The organism is Amycolatopsis sp. WAC 01375, assembly GCF_003947325.1.
Lineage (GTDB): Bacteria > Actinomycetota > Actinomycetes > Mycobacteriales > Pseudonocardiaceae > Amycolatopsis.
Genome location: NZ_QHHW01000046.1, coordinates 14,865 through 35,456 on the forward strand (window position 1 = coordinate 14,865; position 20,592 = coordinate 35,456).

Sequence of the window (20,592 nt, forward strand, 5' to 3'; positions counted from 1 at the left end):
GCCTCGGGAGGTTCCTGCCGGATGTGCCGTCGTCCCGTCGGCTGGGGTTCGGGCCTTCGCCGGGGCGGGGCCGGCGGCTGGATGGCCTCCTCAGGCTCCCGCAATCGTCGCCTACCGCCCTGACGGCGCTCGGGCCGGCCGTGGGGCTCGGTCATGTATCGCCCTTCCGTGCGCGATGTGCCGCTACCGCGTCGATCCACGCCTGCAGGATCTCGACCGCGGCCGCCTGATCGACGACGGCACGTTGCTTACGTCCCTTCACCCCACGCTGCGACAGCATCCTGGATGCCGTCACCGTGGTCAACCGCTCGTCGGCCAGTCGCACCGGCACCGGGGCGATCCTGGCGGCGACCTTTTCGGCGTAGTCGAGCGCCGCTTCGGCCGCCGGGCCGTGACGGTCCTTGAGCGTCCTCGGCAGGCCCACGACGACTTCGACGACGTCGTGTTCCGTGACGAGTCCGACGAGCTGGTCGACGTCCTTGTCGCCCGCCGCGTCGCGAGTGAGGGTAACGAGCGGGCTCGCGAGGATGGGGTCGGGATCGCTGAGCGCGACCCCGACCCGGACGGATCCGACATCCACTCCGAGCCGCCTGCCGCGCCCCGGATCGGACTCCCCTGGCCGATCCGGGCGCCGCCCAACGGCGTCGTCAGCCAACTTGGGCGACCGCCGCGCGCAGTGAGGCGATGGCCTGTTCGGCCCCGGCCGGGTTGGTACCCCCGCCTTGCGCCATATCCGGCTTGCCGCCGCCGCGGCCGCCGATCGCCTCGGCGAACGACGGGACGAGCTTGCCCGCCGCGATCCCCTTCTCCTGCGCCGCCTTGGTGGTGGCGACGACGAAGGCGACCTTCTCGCCCTGCGGGGCGAACAGCGCGACGATGCCGGGACGGTTGCCGAGCCTGCCGCGGATGTCGGAGGCCAGCGCGCGCAGACCGTTCGAGTCGACGCCCTCGCCGAGCTTCTCCGCCACGACCGCGACGCCGCCGATGTCCTCGGCCTTGTCGGCGAGCGAGCCCGCCGAGCCGAGCACCTGCTGGGTGCGCAGCTGCTCGATCTCCTTCTCGGCGTTCTTGAGCCGTGTGAGCACGTCGTCGATCCGCGACGGCAGCTGCTCCGACGGCACCTTGAAGGTGCTCGCGAGCTGCGAGACGAGCAGCTGCTCCTTGCGGACGTACTTGAGCGCGTCCGTGCCGACCAGCGCCTCGACGCGGTGCACGCCGGAACCGATGGACGAGTCGCCGACAAGTTTCACCAGGCCGAGCTGGCCGATGCGGTCGACGTGGGTGCCACCGCAGAGTTCGCGGGAGTACTCGCCCATGTCGACGACGCGGACGTCGTTGCCGTACTTCTCGCCGAACAGCGCGACCGCGCCCAGTTCGAGTGCCTTGTCCTTCGTGGTGACGAAGGTGTTCACCTCGACGTTGGTCTGGAGGTAGTCGTTGACCTCCTCCTCGACCTCGGTCAGCACGTCGGCCGAGACGCCGCCGGAGGTGGTGAAGTCGAAGCGCATCCGGCCCGGCGAGTTCAGCGAACCGGCCTGCGCCGCGCGCTTGCCGTACGCACCGCGCACGGCCGCGTGGACCAGGTGTGTCGCGGAGTGCGACCGCTCGATCGACAGGCGGCGGTGCTGGTCGACCGAACCGGTCAGCGCGGTGCCGATGCCGACCTCGCCGTCGAGCACCTCGACACGGTGCACGAACAGGCCCGGCACGATCTTCTGCACGTCGTGGACCTTGAGCTCGACGCCGTCGCCGAGCAGCACGCCGGTGTCGGCGACCTGGCCACCGCTCTCGGCGTAGAACGGCGTGCGGTCCAGGACCAGCTCCGCCTTCTTGCCCGTACCGACGCTTCGCACCGGCACGCCGCCTTCGAGCAGTGCGACGACCTTCGCCTCGGCCTGCAGGTCGGTGTAGCCGAGGAATTGGGTCTCGCCGTGCTGTTCGAGCACCTTGCGGTACTCGGACAGGTCACCGTGGCCGGTCTTGCGCGACGCCGCGTCGGCCTTCGCGCGCTGCCGCTGCTCGTTCATGAGCGTGCGGAAGCCGTCTTCGTCGACGGTCAGGCCCTGCTCCGACGCCATCTCCAGGGTCAGGTCGATCGGGAAGCCGTAGGTGTCGTGCAGCTGGAACGCCTTGTCGCCGGCCAGCAGCGAGCCACCCTCGCGCTTGGTCTCCTCGGCCGCCATGTCGAAGATGCGCGAACCGCTGGTGAGCGTCGAGAGGAACGCCTCCTCCTCGACGCGCACGACGTCATCGATGCGGTCGAAACCGGAGACCAGCTCGGGGTACGTCGGGCCCATCGTGTCGCGGACGACCGCCGCGAAGGCGGGCAGCACCGGCTCGTGCACGCCGAGCAGGCGCGCGGAACGGATGATGCGGCGCAGCAGGCGGCGCAGCACGTAACCGCGGCCGTCGTTGCCGGGGGTGACGCCGTCGCCGATGAGCAGGACGCCGGTGCGGGCGTGGTCGGCGATGACGCGGAAACGGACGTCGTCGGTGTGGTCGGAGCCGTAGCGGCGGCCGGAGAACTCCTCGGCGCGGCCGATCACCGGGCGGACGAGGTCGGTCTCGTAGACGTTCTCGACCCCCTGCAGGATCGTCGCGACCCGCTCGACACCCATGCCGGTGTCGATGTTCTTCTTCGGCAGCTCACCGATCGGCTTGTGGCCGTGCTTCGGGCTCTTGTCGCCCCGCACGTCCTGCATGAAGACGAGGTTCCAGATCTCGATGTAGCGGTCCTCGTCGGCGACCGGGCCACCCTCGCGGCCGTAGTCCGGGCCGCGGTCGTAGTAGATCTCCGAGCAGGGGCCGCCGGGACCGGGCACGCCCATGTCCCAGTAGTTGTCCTTGCCGTCACGGGACTGGATGCGCTCGCCGGGAAGGCCGGTGAGCTTCTTCCACAGTCCCGCCGCCTCGGCGTCGTCCTCGTAGACCGTCGCCCAGATGCGCGCCGGGTCGAGGCCGTAGCCGCCTTCGCTCTGGGGCTTGGTGATCAGCTCCCAGGCCGCCTCGATGGCGCCTTCCTTGAAGTAGTCGCCGAAGGAGAAGTTCCCGGCCATCTGGAAGAACGTGTTGTGCCGCGTGGTCTTGCCGACCTCGTCGATGTCCGGCGTGCGGACGCATTTCTGGACGCTGGTCGCCCGCGGGTACGGCGGGGGGACCTCGCCGAGGAAGTACGGCTTGAACTGGACCATTCCGGCGTTGACGAACAGCAGGTTCGGGTCGTCGAGGATCAACGGCGCGCTCGGGACGCGCGTATGTCCCTTGTTCTCGAAATGGCTCAGAAAACGCTGGGTGATTTCGTGTGTTTCCACGGGATCGTCCTTGTATACGGGCTCGCGCGAAAGCGCTGGGAATGCGGACAGGCGGGAACGGCGGAGGGCTGGGTCTTTTCCGGTCGCGGACGCGACCCGATCAGCCCTCCGCCCGGCGAGCTCGCCGGGCCGGGCGCCGCGGCGACGCCGCGTGCCTGCCCGCAGGGCCGTCGGCGGCCGTGCTCAAACCGGTGCGTTCGGACACCATGTCGTGCAGCTCCTGTTCCCGTTCGCTCATCCCGGCGCGGACCTCCGCGCCGAACGAACCGACGGCGCCCGCGAGTTCCCGCACGGCGTCGCCCAGGTTCGAGGCTAACCCCGCCGGCGTGGCCTGGCGAGCGGTTTCGGTCGCTTTGCGTGACAGGGCGACGCCGGCGACCACGCCGACGCCGAGCCAGAACAGGCGCTTCATTTGCGGCCCCGCTTCTTCGCCGGGCGGGCCGCCTTCGCTTCCGCTTTCTTACGGCGGGCCTTGATGGCCTTGCTGAGGCCGTAGGACAAGGCGGCCGTCTTCACCAGCGGTCCGCCGAGCGTCGCGGTGAACACCGACGACAGCGCGGACACGTTGCCGCTGACGGCCTGCGCGTTCGCGGTGATGCCGTCGACCCGCTCCAGCTGCGTGTTGACGTGCGTGATCGTCTCGTTCGCGCCGATCAGCAACGGGTCGGTGTTCTCGTGCGCCTTGCGGATGGCGATCGTGGCCTCGTCCAGGGTCCGGCCGAGCTTGAACAGCACGATCGCCAGCAGCACGACGAGTACGACGAATGCTCCTGCGGCGATCAGCGCGGCGATCTGCCCTGCCGACACGGGCCCTCCTCAAGGGTCTGCGGTCTTTGGTGCCCGTGAGGTTACCGCCCCGCCAGCCGTTCGGCGGTGTCACCCCGCCGGACGGTCACTCAGCGCAGTGACCTCACGACGAACCGGGGAGAACCGGACGTCAGCGCCCGCTCTTGGGCGGCGTGGTCTTCGCGTGCCCGGGTGGGTCGGGCGCGCGGCTGTTGCGGCGCTCGCTGTCCGGCGGCGAAGAGGCGGAGGGGGCCCCTGTGTCAGGCGGGCCGGGCGCGGTCGTGGTCCGGACCGGAGCAGGCCTGGCGCTCGAGGGCGCGGTTTCGCGGGCCGGCTCGAGCGCTCCCCACGATTCCGGCGGCGAAGCCGTTCGAGGCCCGTCCGGCGTTGTCGTGGACGGCGGTGTCGTGGGGGGCACTGTCGTAGGCGGGGTCGTCGCGGGCGGCTGGGACGTCGCCTGTGGCCCGGGTACCGGCCTGGGGCCCAGCGCGGTGGGCAGGTCCGGTACGCCGGAGAGCGCGACCAGAAGGAGGACTCCGTAGCCGGCGGCGGCGCCGGCACCGATCGCGATCCGGCGGACGACGCGGCGACGGGCACCGGGCTCGGCGGACACCGGCTTCGCGGGTTCTCCCCCACCGCCGTTTTCGTCGTGATGCTCGGGAATCACGGCCATCCAGGGATCGTACGGGCGGACCACTCCGGCTGCCGACTCCGAGTCGACCGGTTCGGTTCTTGTGACGTTCATGTTACTGGGTCAAGGTTCCGGCATGCCTGAACTGTCTCGCCGTACGATGCTGGGCGCCACCGGCGCCGCGGCCGCCACCACCCTGCTCCCGCCGTCCGTGCACGCCGCCATGGCCGAACCCATGCGGCGCGGCGGACTCGACGCCATCGAGCACGTGATCGTGCTGATGCAGGAGAACCGGTCGTTCGACCACTACTACGGCAGCCTGCGCGGCGTCCGGGGCTTCTCCGACGCCCACCCGCTCGAACTGCCGTCGGGGAAATCGGTGTTCGAGCAGCCGAATCCCGCCGGTGGGACGGTGCTGCCGTTTTCGGTGCGCAAGGCGGCCGAACTCGCCGGGCGGAAAGCGGACGACATCCAGTACCTCGGCGACCTCGACCACAGCTGGAACGGCAGCGGCAAGGCGTGGGCGCGCGGCTGGAACAACGGCTGGATCGCGGCGAAGACGCCCGCCACCATGACCTACTACGAGCGCCGTGACATCGCGCTGCAGTACGAACTCGCGGACACGTTCACCATCTGCGACGCCTACCACTGCTCGATCTTCGGCTCGACCAACCCGAACCGGAACTTCCTCTGGACCGGGACCACGGGTTTCGAACCGGGCAGCACGACCAACCGCGCGGTGACGAACGCGGCGTACTCCTACGATCACAAGGGCTACGACTGGACGACGTACCCGGAGCGCCTCGAAGCCGCCGGGGTGGCGTGGCAGATCTACCAGGAGTGGGACAACTTCACCGACAACGCCGTCGAGTATTTCTTGCCGTTCAAAAAGGTCGGCACGAAGATCCTCGCTTCGGTCGAGGGGAAGTTCCGCACCACCGAGGAGTTCTACGACGCGCTGCCGAAGAAGACCCCCGAAGAGCGCGCGAAACTGCTGGCGCAGTTCGATGCCGGGGTCGCGAAGCTGACGCCGGCCGAGCGGAACCTGTTCCAGAAGGCCATGTACCGCAGCGAGCCGGAGACACTGGTGACCCGGCTGAAGGCGGACATCCAGGCGCGGCGCCTGCCCGCGGTCAGCTGGCTGGTGCCGTCCGCGAAGGACTCCGAGCACCCCGGCGCGTCCACCCCGGTCGGCAGCGCGAACCTGATCTACCGCGTGCTCGACGCGCTGGCGTCCGACCGCGAAACGTGGTCGAAAACGGTGCTGCTGATCAATTTCGACGAGAACGACGGCTACTTCGACCACGTCCCGCCGCCGATGCCGCCGGGGAACGCGGCCAACGACGCGGACCATTTCAACGGCCAGCCGCTCGGCTTCGGGCCGCGCGTGCCGATGACGGTCGTCTCGCCGTGGTCGATCGGCGGCAACGTCGACTCCACCGTGTACGACCACACCTCGGTGCTGCGGTTCCTCGAGCGCTGGACCGGGATCGGCGAGCCGAACATCAGCAAGTGGCGGCGGACCGTCGCGGGCGACCTCACCGGCGCCTTCGACTTCTCGCGCGCCGGACGTCAGCCGCGCGTGAACCGGCCAGGCCCGGTGCCCGCGCCGATCAGCCGGTGGCGGCCGTCCGCCCCGGTGGAGCAGAGCCTGCCCGTGGCCGAGCCCGGCAACCGGCCGTCCCGTCCGCTGCCGTACCAGGTGTCGGTGTCCGGTTCGGTGGACAAGTCGGGGAACCTGGCGCTTTCGCTGGCCAACAGCGGCTCCTCGTCGGCGCATTTCGCGCTGTACCCGTACAAGGGCGAATTCGCCGAGCCCGCGCACCGCGACGTCCGCGGCGAGGCGCCGGAATCCGTGCGCCTGGCCGGTGACGAGTACCGCGTCGTCGTCCAGGGACCGAACCGGTCGTGGTGGGAACTGCGAGGGAACCGTCGCGGGGCCGCCGCGGGTGTCGATGTCCGGACGCGATTCCTGACGTGGCGTTCGGGTGTCGAGTTCAAGCTGTCCAACTCGGGCACTTCGGCGCTGACGCTGCGGCTCTCGTCCTCGCGGCTCACGCGCGTCGTGCGGGTCGGTGCCGGGCGTTCGGTCACGGTGGACTGGCCGGTTTCGGGTGGTTGGTACGACGTGAAGGTCACCGCGGACGGGGATCCGTCGTTCCTGCGGACGCTGACCGCGCGGGTGGAGAACGGGCGCACCGGCGTCTCCTGCTGATCGTTCCGTGAAGGCCTCCTTCCGGTGGGGCTCCTGGTGATTCGAACCGGACATCGTCGACTGTTCGAAGGGACCGCCGGCAGGGTCGCGAGGATGAGTGGGCGGCTCCTTCAGCGTTTCCGATGGGCCCTTCACGACATCCCCACAGACCGCGAAACTCATGTGAGCGCCTGACTGGAGTCCTTCTCGTACTTGGGGAAGGCGTGAAGGCCTCCTTGAGGGACCCAGAGTCCCTCAAGGAGGCCTTCACGAACCGGGCCTGAGACCAGACCGCACCAGCGGATATGCGACCTTGCCGGGTCCTTGCGCATAGGTACAGGAAGGGCCTCCATGTACTTACTGCGGTCGGCGCCTCCGCCAGTACGCGAAGCAGACTGCCGCCAGCAGCGGTCCCCAGAGCAGGAGCGGGGCGTAGGTGAGTTCGAAGAAGGCGAGTTGCCAGCCGTGCAGTGACTCCGTGGGGAAGTCGTCCGGCAGGGGATCGCCTTGGAGGGTGAGCCCGGCCAGCGAGGTGGCGTAGGCGGTCGTCCACAGAGCGGTCAGGATCGTGGCGCCGAGCGCGGCGGGCACGACGGCGGCGAGAGGCGGTACCTTGCGGCCGCCCAGCAGCGGAATCCAGCGCGGGAGGACCTCCCCCCACTCGGCGATCAGCCCGACGGCGGTGAAGGCGATCAGCTCGGAGACAACGGACAACGCGATGACGTACACCGGACCCGGCAACCACGACGGGAGCTGGCCCGCACCGTGCGCGACGTCGTCGCCGATGTGGAAGACGACGGTCATGATCCGCCACAGGCCGGAGGGCAGCACGACGAAAGGGATGGCGTAGGCGGCGATCCGGGCCCACCGGGGCACCCCGGGCACCGGGGCGTGTGCTCTGGTCCACGCGGCGCGCAGTCGCCCGGTCGCGGTGGTTTGGTGGACGGTCATACGTGCTCCTCGGGGTCCGCTCGCTTGAACGGTTTCAACGATCACAGCCGCCCTTGTCCGCCGCGTCCCCCGCCGGATTGAAGCGGGTCCACTCCACGGGGGAGAGCACCTTATTCGCTTGCGTGCGGGTCGCCGTCGTTTCTAGCGTCGCTTATGACCGTCACCTTGCACACGCTCTGTTTCGCCGCGCACGCCCCGCGACGTCTGGCGCGCTTCTGGGCGGGCCTCCTCGGCTGGGAAAACGAAGGCGACACCCTGGTCCCGAACGACGGCACCGGCTTCCGGCTCGGTTTCGTGCCGACGAAAGAACCGAAGATCCGCCAGAACCAGATGCATTTCGACCTGACGAGCGAGTCCCTCGATGACCAGCGGCGGACGGTCGCGAAGGCGCTCGAACTCGGCGGCAGCCCTCTCGACATCGGCCAGCTTCCCGAGGAAGAACACGTGGTACTCGCCGACCCCGAGGGCAACGAGTTCTGCGTCATCGAGCCGGGCAACGATTTCCTCGCCGAATGCGGTTTCGTCGGCGCGGTGGCGAGCGACGGTTCGCAGGAAGTCGGCTATTTCTGGAGCAAGGCGCTCGGCTGGCCGCTGGTCTGGGATCAGGACGAGGAGACCGCGATCCGGTCGCCGCACGGCGGCCCGAAGATCACCTGGGGCCGCCCGCCGTTCACCCCGAAAACCGGGCCGAACCGGCTCCATTTCGTTGTGCGCGGGCCTGTTTCGGAAGTCGAACGGCTCGTCGCGCTCGGCGCGACCCGGCTCGGCACCGGTGAGCGCGGCCAGGTGGCGATGGCGGATCCCGACGGGAACGAGTTTTCCTTCGTGGTGCGGGAAACGGCGGCATAACACGCACCGGATGTGATCGAGGGTATGGCCACACCCGACAATCCCGGACCTGACGAACCGCAGGTACGCTCCGCCGTACGGCACAGGATGGAAATTGGTCTACACCTATTGACGCACGCCAGGTCAGCGGCTCAAGCTGCTGTGACCGAGGGCCATCTTCCACTGTCGGAGGTTCGGCGTGCCAAGGAGAACCAGGAAACTACTCCCCCTGCTGGCGGCGCTCATCACGCTGGCCGGACTCATGATCGTCGTCATCACCCCGTCCACGTCGAGCGCGGCAGGCCACGAGGACTGTCGTCCCGACGGGCTGTACCGGACACCCGGCGTCGACACCCCCTACTGCACCGTCTACGACACCGCGGGCCGCGAATCCCTGGGAGAAGGGCATTCCCGCCGCGTGATCGGCTACTTCACCAGCTGGCGCACCGGAAAGAACGGTGCACCGGCCTATCTGGTCAACAACATCCCGTGGTCGAAGGTCACCCACCTCAACTACGCGTTCGCCCACGTCGACGCGCAGAACAAGGTGTCGGTCGGCGCCCCGAGCGCGACCAACGAGTCCATCGGCATGGAATGGCCGGGAGTGCCGGGCGCCGAGATGGATCCGTCGTTGCCCTACAAGGGACATTTCAACCTGCTGACCAAGTACAAGAAGCAGAACCCCAACGTGAAGTCGCTGATCTCGATCGGCGGCTGGGCCGAGACCGGCGGCTTCCTCAATCCCGACGGCACCCGTAACGCCTCGGGCGGCTTCTACAAGATGACGCAGACTCAGGCTGGTATCGACGTCTTCGCGGATTCCGTCGTGGAGTTCCTGCGCGCCTACGGTTTCAACGGCGCGGACATCGACTACGAGTACGCCACGTCGGCGAGCTACGCCGGAAACCCGGACGACTACTGGATCGCGCAGTCCAACCGCGGCACCCTCTGGGCGGGCTACGAGAACCTGATGCGCACGCTGCGCGAGAAGCTCGACAGGGCGGGCGCCGCCGACGGCAGGCACTATCTGCTGACGGCCGCCGTGCCCGCGTCCGGCTGGTTGCTGCGCGGCCAGGAGGTCTACGGCGTCACGCGGTATCTCGACTACGCCAACATGATGAGCTACGACCTGCACGGCGCGTGGAACCAGTTCGTCGGGCCGAACGCGGCGCTCTACGACGCCGGCAACGACGCGGAACTCGCGCACTGGCAGGTGTACACGACACCGCAGTACGACGGGCAGGGTTATCTCAACACCGACTGGGCCTATCACTACTTCCGCGGCGCCATGCAAGCCGGCCGGATCAACATCGGCGTCGGCTTCTACACCCGCGGCTGGCAAGGTGTGTCCGGCGGAACGAACGGACTGTGGGGCAAGGCGCCACTACCGGACCAGAAACAGTGTCCACCGGGCACCGGATCCCAGGTCGGTTCGACGGTGCCGTGCGGTAACGGCGCGATCGGCATCGACAACCTCTGGCACGATCTGGGCCTGGCCGGCGGCGAGGTCCCCGCGGGCGCGAACCCCATGTGGCACGCGAAGAACCTCGAGAACGAGATCACCCCGGACTACCTGGAGGCGTACGGGCTGACCCCGAAGACCGACCCGACGGATCGGGTCTCCGGAAGCTACAACAGACACTACGACAACACGATGGTGACACCGTGGCTGTGGAACAACGACAAGAAGGTGTTCCTGTCCACTGAGGACGAAGCCTCGCTCGCCACGAAGGCCAAGTACGTGGCCGACAAGGGCATCGGCGGCATCATGATCTGGGAACTGGCTGGCGACTACGCCTTCGACGAGGCCAAGGGCCAGTACTTCATGGGCGACACGCTGATCACGAAGATCAACGACGGCCTGCGCGGCGCCGCCCCGTACGGCAACACCAAGTCGTCGCGCCCCGCGCCGTCGTCGGTGCTGAACGCGAACGTCAACCTGACCGGATTCGCGCTGGGCGACGCGAACTACCCGATCACCCCGCGGATGCGCGTCACCAACAATTCGACCACCACCATCCCCGGCGGAACGAAAATCGAGTTCGACTACGGCACCAGTGCGCCCGGCAGCATGTCCGACCAGTCCGGTTTCGGCCTGACGGTCACGAGCAAGGGCCACAGCGGGCCCAACGTCGGCGGGATGAAGGGAGACTTCCAGCACGTCGCGGTGACCGTGCCGACCTGGCAGAACATCGCGCCGGGCGCGACGGTCGAGATCCGGCTGAACTACTACATGCCGATCGCGTCGCCGTCGAACTTCACGTTCACCTTCGGCGGGACGACGTACGCGATCGCGTCGGACCACCCGCGTGGCGGCGGTGCCCCGCCGACATCCACCACACCCACCACGACAACCGGTACGACAACCACCACCACGACCAGTCCGACGACGACGCGGACGACCACGACCACCCCGACGACGACCACCACGGTGCCGTCCGACGCGTGGAAGCCGAACACCGACTACGCCACCGGTGCTCGCGTGACCCACAACGGCGCGGCCTACGTCTGCCGTCAGGGCCATCGGTCCCTGCCCGGCTGGGAGCCGCCGAACGTGCCTGCCCTCTGGACCCCCGCCTGACAGAGCCCGGCAGCGCGCTAGGAACGGTCCTTTCCTTGCGAATTTCGCAAGGAAAGGACCGTTCATGGCGTCCGGATGTCATGAACGGGTCGTTCGGGACACATCGGGAAGCGGTCAGTAACGCCCGGCGGTCAACGTGTCGAAGTCCGGGAAGTCCCCGGCCAGTGTCTCGCCGGTGAAGTTGCCGACCCAGCCGCCGTCGTCGTGAAAGAACCGGATGGACACGTAGTCGGGTCGTGTGCCCATGTCGAACCAGTGCGTGGTGTTCGCGGGCACGCTCAGCAGGTCTCCCGCCTCGCACAGCACCGCGTACACTTTGCCGCCGACGTGCAGATAGAACACGCCGGACCCGCGCGCGAAGAAGCGGTCTTCGTCATCGTCGTGCGTGTGCTCGGCGAGGAACTTCTGCCGGGCTTCGGCGGCTTCGGCCGCCCAGCCGGGCTCGTCGGACGGGGTCATGCGGACGGCGTCCACGAAGGTGTAGCCCTCGGCCGCCGAAACCTTGCCGATCGGCTCCTCGTAGGCGGCCAGCACCTGCTCGGGCGTCACGTCGCGCGGCAGGTCCGGGACGAGGTCCCAGCGTTGGAAACGGACACCGAGCCGCCCCAGTTCCCCGGTGATCACGGCCGGATCCTCGGTCCTGAGCGCGATCTCGTCGGGCCGGTCGTCCGGCCACACCGTCAGCAGGGTCATCGCACTCCCCTTTCTCGACCGACAAGTCTTGTCTCTACCCGGAACCGGAGCAACCACTCCAAACATTCCAGACGGTGGCGAGCGTGGCGCAGGTCATCGCCCCAGACGTAGATCCCGTGCCGCGCGACGATCACCGCCGGCGTGTCCGCCCGGAACCCCGCCTCGAACGCGTCACCGAGGACGCGCATGTCCTGGCCGTTGGCGATCACCGGGATCGTCACCAGGTCGTCGTGTGCGGCCCTGCCGAAGCCCTTGAGCATCTCCAGGTCCCGCAGTTCGACGCCGTCCGGCCAGTGTTCGGCGGCCACCACCGGCGCGAGCGCGTGCACGTGGATCACCGCGCCCGCGCCCGACACCGCCGCGATCCGGGCATGCAGTCCCGCCTCGGCCGAGGGCACCTTCTCCGGATGCGGCTGGTCGGCGACGGCCAGCCCGTCCTCGCCGACCACCACGACGTCGTCGCTGGTCAGCTCGCCTTTGTCCCGGCCGCTGACGGTGACGGCGACCCGCAGCGGAGCACGGCCGAGCACCACCGAGAGGTTGCCCGACGTGCCGCGCATCCAGCCCAGCCCGGCGAACCGGGCGGACTCCTCGGCCAGCGCGCGCCCGGCGAGTTCCAGGACACTCATCGACGGACGACCTTCACCTCGTCGAACGTCCGGATCGTCCGGTGCGTCCCGAAATCCGCGTCGCCGAACGGCTCGCCGTCGCGGGCGAGGCCGACGGTCTGCCAGCCGTCGGCGGCGGCCCCGTCGAGTTCGGCCGGGACGTCGGAGAAGAACACGATGTCACCCGGCTCGGCCTCCAGTGCGGAGGCGATCGCGCGATACGACGGCGCCTCGCGCTTCGGCCCGGCGTTGACGGTGTCGAAATGCTTGTCGAACAGGCCGGTGACGTCGCCGTCGGTGGTCCGCGAGAACGACGCGATCTGCCCCGCGACCGAACCGGACGAGAACACCGCGAGCCGCAGCCCGGACTCGTGCCACGACCGCAGCGCCGGGGCGACGTCGCCGAAGAACTCCGTCGTGAGATCGCCCTCGGCGTACCCCTGCTGCCAGATGAGGCCCTGCAACGTCTTCAGCGGCGCGATCTTCTGGTCCGCGTCCATCCAGCCGTGCAGCACCCGCACGACGTCCACTGTGGACGCGTCCGCCGGGAGCCCGCCGAGTTCCTTGATCCGGGCGACGGCACCGGCGACCTCGGGGTCGTCCGGGTGCTCGTCGATCCACGGGCCCAGCCGCGGGCGCGCGTAGTCGTAGAGGGTCACGTGCACGTAGCTGGTGGCGGTCAGCGTGCCCTCGATGTCGAGGACCACCCATCGGGCGGTCAGCGTTGCGGTCACTGGTTCGCTTCCCCTTCTGCGTAGTACTCGCGGAGCCGCCGGGGTTCGAAGGCCCCGCGGTCGGTCACCACCGAGGTCACGAACCGCGGTGGTGTCACGTCGAAGGCCGGATAGTGGCCCCGTACGCGTTCGCTCGCGACTCGGTGGCCGAGCGCGCTTAGCACCTCGTCGCCGTCGCGGTATTCGATCGGCACGTCGGCGCCGGTCGGCGCGGCCTGGTCGGGCGCCTGGACCATCGCGTGGAACGGCACGCCGAACGCCTCCGCCGCCACCGCGAGCCCCAGCGTGCCGATCTTGTTGACGACGTGGCCGTCCATGGTGACCCGGTCGGCCGCGGTCACCAGCGCGCCGACCTCCCCCGAGGACAGCACCGCGGCGCCCATCCCGTCCGTGATCAAGCGGGTGTCGGCACCCATCTCGGCGAGCGTCTCGGCGGTCAGCCGCGCGCCCTGCAGGTACGGCCGGGTTTCCGTGCAGAGGAAGGAGAACTCCTTGCCGTGGCGTCGCGCGGCCAGCACGAATTCGACCAGGTACAGATCCGCCCAGCAATGCGTCAGCACGGTCGCCCCGTCCGGCACCAACGCGGCCGCGTGCTCACCCAGCGCGCGGCTGCGCGACCGATACAATTCGTCACCTGCTCGCGCACCGGCCGTAGCGGCTTCGACGAGGTCGCCTGCCGATTCGTCTACTTCGGACAGTACGACCGCGACGGCCTTGCGCAGATGGTTGTTGGTCTTGCGGGTCGCGACGATCCGCTCCCCCGCCCGCTCCAGGTACGCACGCGCGTCGGCGAGACCGGACGCCTCGCGGGCGGCGAGCACCATCGCGCCCAACGCGGCGAAGTACGGCCCGGAAGACTGCGTGACCATCTCTTCGATGGCCACCGCCACCTCTTCCGAAGTCCGGCACAGCACCCATTCCCGTTCGAACGGGAACACCCGGCGGTCGAGGATGTGCACGCCTTCGTCGTCGAGGCGGACGCTTTCGGCGAGGATCGGCAGCGTCATCAGCTGTACCCCGAAAGGCACGGCGGGATCCCGTTGAGGAAGTGGTCGCCGACCTCGCGCGCCTTGTAGGTCACGGGGTCGTGCAGGGTCAGCGTGCGGGCGTTGCGCCAGAAGCGATCGAAGCCGTACTTCGTCGCGGTGGCCCGCGCGCCGGTGAACTCGAAGACCTTGCTCGTGGTCTCGACGGCGGCCCGGCTCGCGACGATCTTCGCCGACGAGATCGCGATCGCCGCTTCGGCACGCTCGGCCGGGGTCAGCTCGAATCCGCACTCGTCGGCATCGCCGAGCGCGGAAGCCGCGGCGTCGACGGCGAAACCGGCCGCCCGCGCGGTCGCGACCAGCTCGCCGTATCCGGCCAGGATGTACGGATCCTGGGTCGCTTTGTCCACATCGGACAATGTCCAGGGCCGCGCGGTCTCGCGGGTGTACACCGCGGCCGCATCCAGCGCGCCGAACGCGAGGCCGACGTACACCTGCGCGAGCATGAGCTGAAAGCCGATCGCCGCCAGGGAGATCCGGGGCACCTTCGGATCGGACTGGTCCTCCGGCTGGGTGCCGAGCACGTCGTCGGCGGCGATCCGGACGGCCTCGAACCGCACCGCGCCACTCGCGGTGAGCCGCTGGCCGATGTTGTCCCATTCACCGGGGAAGGTGATCCCGTCGGCCCGCGCATCGACGACGAACGTCAGCTTGTCGCCGTTGTCCGTCCTCGTCGCGCTGACCACCAGACGGTCGGCGACGGCCGCGCCGGTGGCGAAGGTCTTCGTGCCCTCGACGGTGAACCCGCCATCGGCCGGGGTCAGGAGCAGGGCGGCGTCGAGCGGGTTGCTCACGCCCGCCCAGAACCAGCCCGGCTCGCTCGCCGCGCGCGGCCCGAACAGGCCGGTGCGCCACAGCTGCAGGTAGTGGTAACCGAGGAGGTGCCCGACGGAGGCGTCGGCGGCGGAGACGATCCGGGTGGCCTCGTTCGCGGCCGCCCAACCGGCGGTGTCGAGCAACGGCAGCAGCCCGGACTCGCGTAGCAGGCCGACTTCGTGCACCGGGAGATCTCCGGCGAGGTCCCGCTCGGCCGCGTCCGCCGCCAGGGTGCTCGCCAGCTCGAGCGCCGCTTTTCGCCACACTTCGGTCATTCCGCCCCTTCCACGTCGATGAGAGCGTCGAGCGCCACGCGGGTCGCCCTCGCCACCCCGGCGGCAACGACGTCGCGGTGCGGGTCGTAGGCCGACGGGTCGGGGTGCTCGGGCCGCGCGTCGCCGTCGATCACGAGCACACCACCGGCCCGCAGGCCGCGCAATGCCGCGAACACCAGCAGCGTGGAGAGTTCCATCTCAATGGCGATCACCCGCGCGGCCAGGTACTCGGCCATCGGGAGGGTGAGCACCAGCGGGCTGAACGCGGCCCGCGTCCACACCACGCCCCGGTGCGCGTCCGGTGCCTCGCGGCTCAGCGCCACGACGATCTCCGGGGTGGCGAACGCCGGGTACTCGGGGTGGATCAGCTGCTGGGTGACGCCGTCGTCGCGGACGGCGGCCTCGGCGATGACGAGGTCGCCGTCGGTGATCCCCTCGGCCAGCGAACCGGCGGTGCCGAGCCGGAGGAAGGTGCGGACGCCCGCCTCGGCCAGCTCGCCGAACTGGCACAACGCGCCGGGCCCGCCGACTCCGTGCGACGACACGACGACCGGGACGCCCTTCCAGGTGCCAGTATAGGTCCGGTACTCGCGGTTCTGTCCGACGAGAGCGGAGTCCACCAGCGATTCGGCCACCGCCGTCGCGCGGTCCGGATCGCCCACGACGAGGGCGCGCGGCGGCAGTCCGTGCCGGGGGATCTTGGTGATGGGCAGGACGTCGCTCACGCGGGCTGTCCTTTCTTGCGCTTGAAATTGGACAGGAACAGCGCCACTAGCGTGACGACGTACGGGGCGGCATCGGTGGCCTGTTGCGGCAACCCGATCCCCTGGAGCCGGAAGCCGAACGCCTCGGCGAGGCCGAACAGCAGCGCCGCGAGCAGCACCCCGAGCGGATGCGCGCGGCCCAGCATGACCGCCACGACGGCGATCCAGCCGCGGCCCGCGGTCATGTTCTCGGCGAAGAGCGTCACCGAGCCCAGCGCCAGTTGCGCACCGCCGAGACCGCACAGCGCTCCCCCGGCGAGGATCACCCCGTAGCGGTACTTGATCACGTTGACGCCGAGGCTGGAGGCGGCCTCCGGGCGCTCGCCGACGCCGCGCAGCCGCAGGCCCCACGGATGCCGGTACAGCAGGACCGCGAGCGCGGGTACGGCCAGCCAGGACAGGTAGACCAGCAACGACTGCCCGGGAATCGGCCCGAACTGGCCCAGCCCCCGCAACGAGGGGTCGCTGAACGAGCCTTCGGTGCCGAACACGGTGCGGATGAGGAAGCTCGTCAGGCCGACCGCGAGCAGGTTGCTCGCGACGCCCAGCACGATCGGATCACCGTCGAAGGTGATCGAACCGATCGCGAGGATCAGCGAGTACGCCGTCGCCGCGATCACCGCCACGACGACGCCGATCCAGGCGCTGCCGGTGTACCAGCTCCCGGCGACGGCGCCGAAGCAACCGACCAGGAGTGAGCCCTCTAGCGAGATGTTGAAGACCCCGGCCCGCTGGCACAGCGCGCCCGCGAGCGCGGCGAACAGGATCGGTGTCAGCGCGGTGAGCGCCGAGGAGAACAGGCTCGCGTCGATCATGCCCGCTTCCCCTTCCGCTTGAAGACCCCCGAGGCGGCCGCGAGGAAGATGATCAGCACCGCCTGCAGGACCGCGGTCAGCTCGCGCGGGACCTGGGTGGCCCGTTCCATCGCGAATCCGCCGCTGGTCAGCGCCGCGAAGAACACCGCCGCGAGCAGGGTCCCGAGCGGGCTGGCCCCGGCGAGCAGTGCCGCGAGCAGGCCGATCCAGGTGTATTGCGGCGTGATCAGCGCGCCGTCGATGAACCGGTACGGGAAGCCGAGGACGGCGATCGCGCCGACCAGTCCGGCCGTCCCGCCCGAGGCGGCCAGCAGCCGCAGGGTGACTTTCGGCCGGTCGATCCCGGCGTAGGCGGCGAACCGCGGCGCCCAGCCGGTCACCTTCGTCTCGAAGCCGGCGGGGGTGCGGGCGTCGATCACCGTGTAGACCGCGATCACCGCCACCACCAGGAAGATCCCGGTCGTCACGCCGTCGATTTCGGGCAGGCGCGCGCCGTCGGGCAGTTGCGGGCTCTGCGGCAGGCTGGACCCGGCGTCCTTCAACGGGAACCGCACCAGATACCCGGCGAGCGACATCGCCGGATAGCTCAGCAGCAGCGTGCTGATCAGCAACGGGACGCCGAGCCGGTTTTCGCAGACCGCGGCCAGCGCGGCGTACGCGGCTCCCGCGAGGATGCCCGCGAGCAGCGCCAGGATCACCTTGACCGGCCCGGGACCGGGCACGTACAGGCCGACGGCGAGCGCGCTGACCGCGCCGAGCACCAGCTGTCCCTCACCGCCGAGGTTCACCATGCCGGCGCGCAGCGGGATCGCGAGCGCGGTCGCCATTCCCGCGACGGGGACGGCGTAGGCCAGGGTGTCGCCGATGCCGTCGGGGCCGAACGCGCCGGAGACGATCGCGCCGTACGCGGCCAGCGGATCGGTTCCGGTGGCCAGCAGCAGGATCGCGCCGAGGACGAGCGCCGCGGCGACCGGGACGGCGACGAGACGGACGCGGGTCATCCGGCACCTCCGGCCATCGCGAGGCCGATCGTGTGCTGATCCGCCTCGTCCTTGGTGAACTCCGCGACGATCCGGCCCTCGAACAGCACCAGCACCCGATCCGACAACGCGAGGATCTCGCTGAGCTCGGCGGAGATCAGCAGGACGGCGTGTCCGGCGTCGCGATGGGCGACGAGCCGGGCGTGGATGTTCTCGATCGCGCCGACGTCGACGCCTCGGGTGGGCTGTTCGACCAGCAGGAAGGGCGCGTCGTGGGTGAGTTCGCGGCCGAAGATCGCCTTCTGCTGGTTACCGCCCGACAGCGTGCCCATCGCGGCGGCGGGGCCGGACGCGCGGACGTCGTAGTCCTCGATGATCGCCGACGCGTGCTCGTCGATCGCCTTGCGACGCAGGAATCCCTTGCGCACCAACGGGCGTTTGCGGTGAAAACCGACGGCGAGGTTCTCCCTGAGGCCCGCCGTGGGCGCCGAGCCGACCTCGGCGCGATCTTCCGGGACATGGGCGAGCCCGGCATCCCTTCGCGCACGGACCGACAGACCGTCGAGACTCTGTCCATTGAGGACGATGGTGCCGCCGGTCTTCCGGAGACCGGTGATGGCGTCGGAGAGCTCGGCCTGCCCGTTGCCCGCGACCCCGGCGACGCCGACGATCTCCCCCGCGCGCACGGCCAGGGAAACGTTGTCCAGCAACGGTTTTCCTTCCGCTCCAGGAACGGTCAGAGAGCGTGCTTCGAGGACCGTGTCCCCTGGTTTCCCGGCCGGATGCACGCGGTCGAGGTCGACCACGCGCCCGGTCATCGCCGCGGCCAGCCCGGCGGCCGTCTGGTCCGAGGTGCGCCCGCGCGCGCTGACTCGGCCGTCCCGCAGCACCGTGACGTGGTCGCTGACGGCGAGGACCTCCTGGAGTTTGTGCGACACCAACAGGATCGTGCGATCCTCGGCGGCGAGGGCACGCAGCACACCGAATAGCCGCTCGGTCTCGGGCGGGGTCAGCACGGCGGTCGGTTCGTCGAGGATCAGCACGCCGGCCTCGCGGTACAGCAGTTTGAGGATCTCGACGCGCTGCCGCAGGCCGACCGGAAGGTCGCGGACCCGGTCACCCGGTCGCAGCCGCAGTCCGTGTCGTTCGATCAGCTCGCTGACACGGGCCGTCGCCGCCTTGCGGTCCAGCAGGCCGCGGCGCGTCGGCTCGCTGCCGAACACGACGTTCTCGGTGACGGTGAGTTCACCGAACAACGCGAACCCCTGCTGCACCATGCCGACACCGGCGTCGATGGCCTGTGCGGGCGAACCGAAGGAGACTTCCTTGCCGTGCAAGGAGATCGTGCCCTCGTCGGGCCGGTGCAGACCGTAGAGCACGGACATGAGCGTCGATTTGCCCGCGCCGTTCTCGCCCATCAGGGCGTGGATCTCGCCGCTGCCGACGTCGAGGTCCACGTGGTCGTTCGCGAGCACTCCGGGGAACCGCTTGACGATCCCCCGGAGTGAGACGGCGTCAGGACTTGGCGGGGTCATCGACGACGATCGCGCCCGAGATGATCTGGTCCCGCAGCTCGCCGACCTTCGCCAGCACGTCGGGGTGGCTCGCGACGACGCACTGTGACGTCGCCGCGTCCGGCTCCAGCCCGGTCAGGGAGATGCCCTTCTCCTTGACGCCGTAGGACTTCGTCTCGCCGGTCTTGCCGCCGAGGATCGCCTCGACCCCGTCGCCGACAACGACGTTGGTGCGCTTGATGACGTTGTCCACGACCTGCCCCGGACTGGCCGGGCACTGGTTGGCGTCGACGCCGAACGCGAAGAACTTGCCCTGTTTCGCGGCCTCGAACACGCCGAGGTTGCCCGCCGCGGAGGCCGCGCCCATGACGTGGTCGACGCCCTGACCCGCCAGCGTGGTGGCCAGCGCCTTCGCGCGGGCCGGATCGTTGAACGGGTTCGCTCCGCCGATGAACAACGGGGCCAGCGTGGTGCCGGGTTTGGCCTTCTCCGCGCCCTGCCCGAACGGGATCGAGTACCGCCGGAACTGGGGCGTGTCGAGTACGACGACCGCGCCGACCTTGCCGGATTTGCTCAGCAGCCCGGCTTCGGCACCGGCGAGGTAGCTGCCCTCGTGCTCACGGAACACCGCGCATGTGACGTTCGGGAAGGGTTTGGTGGTGCAGGAATCCACGAACAGGAACTTCTGCTCCGGGTTGCGTTCGGCCTCGGCCGCGATCGCGTCGGCGAAGTTGAAGCCGACGGCGACGATCACGGCGGGCTTCTCGCGCACCGCGGCCGCGAGATTCTGCTGGATCGAGGCCGGATCGGTGCTCTGGTACACCTTCTGCGTCCCGTTGTGCTTCTTGGCCGAGTCCTCGATGCCCTGGACGGCGAGCTTGAGGAAGTCGTTGACACCGACCGGGCTCGGCGTGATCAGGACCAGCGCCGGCCCGGCGGCGTTTTGCGCGGCCGGGTCCTTGGCCGAGGCGTTGCACGCGGCGAGGAGCGTGACGGCGGAAACGGCCATGACGGCCCGCAGGAGGGTTCTCGGCGACATGTCCCGGACTGTATGTCTCCGGTCCA

Annotated in this window: 19 protein-coding genes; 3 read left to right on the forward strand and 16 right to left on the reverse strand. The window is 69.5% G+C overall.

Translation table 11 applies throughout. The features are described 5' to 3' along the window. Nucleotides 1-151 precede the first annotated feature (151 nt). The 5 genes from ruvX to DL991_RS43895 form a co-directional block, all read right to left on the reverse strand. Complete coding sequence (ruvX, locus tag DL991_RS31400; RefSeq protein ID WP_125787983.1) at nt 152-655, reverse strand: Holliday junction resolvase RuvX; 504 nt, start codon at nt 653-655, stop codon at nt 152-154. After that, entirely contained in the window at nt 648-3,311 is a 2,664-nt protein-coding gene (gene alaS, locus DL991_RS31405; protein WP_125787984.1) for an alanine--tRNA ligase, read from the reverse strand. The genes ruvX and alaS overlap by 8 nt, the downstream gene beginning before the upstream one ends. Nucleotides 3,312-3,411: 100 nt before the next feature. Further along, on the reverse strand, nt 3,412-3,723 hold the full coding sequence (locus DL991_RS31410) for a hypothetical protein (RefSeq protein ID WP_037305987.1): 312 nt from the start codon (nt 3,721-3,723) through the stop codon (nt 3,412-3,414). Next, entirely contained in the window at nt 3,720-4,118 is a 399-nt protein-coding gene (locus DL991_RS31415) for a DUF948 domain-containing protein (protein WP_005157207.1), read from the reverse strand. Before DL991_RS31415 ends, DL991_RS31410 begins: the two co-directional genes overlap by 4 nt. 130 nt (nt 4,119-4,248) lie before the next feature. After that, nucleotides 4,249-4,770, reverse strand: a complete 522-nt coding sequence (locus DL991_RS43895; protein ID WP_125787985.1) for a hypothetical protein — start codon at nt 4,768-4,770, stop codon at nt 4,249-4,251. A gap of 94 nt (nt 4,771-4,864) precedes the next feature. Here DL991_RS43895 and DL991_RS31425 point away from each other — a divergent pair, with 94 nt between their 5' ends. After that, on the forward strand, nt 4,865-6,943 hold the full coding sequence (locus DL991_RS31425; RefSeq protein ID WP_125787986.1) for a phosphocholine-specific phospholipase C: 2,079 nt from the start codon (nt 4,865-4,867) through the stop codon (nt 6,941-6,943). A gap of 336 nt (nt 6,944-7,279) precedes the next feature. Here DL991_RS31425 and DL991_RS31430 read toward each other — a convergent pair whose 3' ends face one another. Continuing rightward, complete coding sequence (locus DL991_RS31430) at nt 7,280-7,873, reverse strand: hypothetical protein (protein WP_125787987.1); 594 nt, start codon at nt 7,871-7,873, stop codon at nt 7,280-7,282. A 153-nt stretch (nt 7,874-8,026) separates the two neighbouring features. On the opposite strand from DL991_RS31430, the gene DL991_RS31435 reads away from it, so the two are divergent. Both DL991_RS31435 and DL991_RS31440 read left to right on the forward strand, forming a co-directional pair. After that, nucleotides 8,027-8,722: a VOC family protein gene (locus DL991_RS31435; RefSeq protein WP_125787988.1), complete on the forward strand. Its 696-nt coding sequence runs from the start codon at nt 8,027-8,029 to the stop codon at nt 8,720-8,722. Nucleotides 8,723-8,900: 178 nt separating this feature from the next. After that, nucleotides 8,901-11,282 carry a glycosyl hydrolase family 18 protein gene (locus DL991_RS31440; protein ID WP_125787989.1) on the forward strand — a complete coding sequence of 794 codons (2,382 nt, stop codon included), beginning with the start codon at nt 8,901-8,903 and terminating at the stop codon, nt 11,280-11,282. 114 nt (nt 11,283-11,396) lie between these two features. Here the strand turns inward: DL991_RS31440 and DL991_RS31445 are convergent, their stop codons facing one another. From DL991_RS31445 to DL991_RS31490, 10 genes are read right to left on the reverse strand one after another with little or no spacing between them, the layout of a single operon-like run. Further along, complete coding sequence (locus tag DL991_RS31445; RefSeq protein WP_125787990.1) at nt 11,397-11,975, reverse strand: acireductone dioxygenase; 579 nt, start codon at nt 11,973-11,975, stop codon at nt 11,397-11,399. Continuing rightward, on the reverse strand, nt 11,972-12,604 hold the full coding sequence (mtnB, locus tag DL991_RS31450; protein WP_125787991.1) for a methylthioribulose 1-phosphate dehydratase: 633 nt from the start codon (nt 12,602-12,604) through the stop codon (nt 11,972-11,974). The genes DL991_RS31445 and mtnB overlap by 4 nt, the downstream gene beginning before the upstream one ends. After that, nucleotides 12,601-13,317 (reverse strand): acireductone synthase, encoded by a 717-nt coding sequence (mtnC, locus tag DL991_RS31455; RefSeq protein WP_125787992.1) that lies wholly within the window; start codon nt 13,315-13,317, stop codon nt 12,601-12,603. The genes mtnB and mtnC overlap by 4 nt, the downstream gene beginning before the upstream one ends. Continuing rightward, nucleotides 13,314-14,324 (reverse strand): methylthioribose-1-phosphate isomerase, encoded by a 1,011-nt coding sequence (locus DL991_RS31460; RefSeq protein ID WP_125788015.1) that lies wholly within the window; start codon nt 14,322-14,324, stop codon nt 13,314-13,316. The genes mtnC and DL991_RS31460 overlap by 4 nt, the downstream gene beginning before the upstream one ends. After that, complete coding sequence (locus DL991_RS31465) at nt 14,324-15,454, reverse strand: acyl-CoA dehydrogenase family protein (RefSeq protein WP_125787993.1); 1,131 nt, start codon at nt 15,452-15,454, stop codon at nt 14,324-14,326. The genes DL991_RS31460 and DL991_RS31465 overlap by 1 nt, the downstream gene beginning before the upstream one ends. After that, nucleotides 15,451-16,179, reverse strand: coding sequence for a nucleoside phosphorylase (locus DL991_RS31470; protein ID WP_125787994.1), 729 nt, complete (start codon nt 16,177-16,179; stop codon nt 15,451-15,453). The genes DL991_RS31465 and DL991_RS31470 overlap by 4 nt, the downstream gene beginning before the upstream one ends. After that, entirely contained in the window at nt 16,176-17,033 is an 858-nt protein-coding gene (locus DL991_RS31475; protein ID WP_125787995.1) for an ABC transporter permease, read from the reverse strand. Before DL991_RS31475 ends, DL991_RS31470 begins: the two co-directional genes overlap by 4 nt. Then, entirely contained in the window at nt 17,030-18,034 is a 1,005-nt protein-coding gene (locus DL991_RS31480) for an ABC transporter permease (protein ID WP_125787996.1), read from the reverse strand. The genes DL991_RS31475 and DL991_RS31480 overlap by 4 nt, the downstream gene beginning before the upstream one ends. After that, on the reverse strand, nt 18,031-19,548 hold the full coding sequence (locus tag DL991_RS31485; protein ID WP_233599083.1) for an ABC transporter ATP-binding protein: 1,518 nt from the start codon (nt 19,546-19,548) through the stop codon (nt 18,031-18,033). Before DL991_RS31485 ends, DL991_RS31480 begins: the two co-directional genes overlap by 4 nt. Continuing rightward, nucleotides 19,529-20,566, reverse strand: coding sequence for a BMP family ABC transporter substrate-binding protein (locus DL991_RS31490; protein ID WP_233599085.1), 1,038 nt, complete (start codon nt 20,564-20,566; stop codon nt 19,529-19,531). Before DL991_RS31490 ends, DL991_RS31485 begins: the two co-directional genes overlap by 20 nt. Nucleotides 20,567-20,592 lie beyond the last annotated feature (26 nt).

Excerpts from the sequence above, each read along its gene's own strand:
- DL991_RS31410 (WP_037305987.1), bottom strand. The coding sequence starts at position 3,723 with ATGAAGCGCCTGTTCTGGCTCGGCGTCGGCGTGGTCGCCGGCGTCGCC.
- DL991_RS43895 (WP_125787985.1), bottom strand. The coding sequence starts at position 4,770 with ATGGCCGTGATTCCCGAGCATCACGACGAAAACGGCGGTGGGGGAGAA.
- DL991_RS31425 (WP_125787986.1), top strand. The coding sequence starts at position 4,865 with ATGCCTGAACTGTCTCGCCGTACGATGCTGGGCGCCACCGGCGCCGCG.
- DL991_RS31430 (WP_125787987.1), bottom strand. The coding sequence starts at position 7,873 with ATGACCGTCCACCAAACCACCGCGACCGGGCGACTGCGCGCCGCGTGG.
- DL991_RS31435 (WP_125787988.1), top strand. The coding sequence starts at position 8,027 with ATGACCGTCACCTTGCACACGCTCTGTTTCGCCGCGCACGCCCCGCGA.
- DL991_RS31445 (WP_125787990.1), bottom strand. The coding sequence starts at position 11,975 with ATGACCCTGCTGACGGTGTGGCCGGACGACCGGCCCGACGAGATCGCG.
- mtnB (WP_125787991.1), bottom strand. The coding sequence starts at position 12,604 with ATGAGTGTCCTGGAACTCGCCGGGCGCGCGCTGGCCGAGGAGTCCGCC.
- DL991_RS31460 (WP_125788015.1), bottom strand. The coding sequence starts at position 14,324 with ATGACGCTGCCGATCCTCGCCGAAAGCGTCCGCCTCGACGACGAAGGC.
- DL991_RS31465 (WP_125787993.1), bottom strand. The coding sequence starts at position 15,454 with ATGACCGAAGTGTGGCGAAAAGCGGCGCTCGAGCTGGCGAGCACCCTG.
- DL991_RS31475 (WP_125787995.1), bottom strand. The coding sequence starts at position 17,033 with ATGATCGACGCGAGCCTGTTCTCCTCGGCGCTCACCGCGCTGACACCG.
- DL991_RS31480 (WP_125787996.1), bottom strand. The coding sequence starts at position 18,034 with ATGACCCGCGTCCGTCTCGTCGCCGTCCCGGTCGCCGCGGCGCTCGTC.
- DL991_RS31485 (WP_233599083.1), bottom strand. The coding sequence starts at position 19,548 with ATGACCCCGCCAAGTCCTGACGCCGTCTCACTCCGGGGGATCGTCAAG.
- DL991_RS31490 (WP_233599085.1), bottom strand. The coding sequence starts at position 20,566 with ATGTCGCCGAGAACCCTCCTGCGGGCCGTCATGGCCGTTTCCGCCGTC.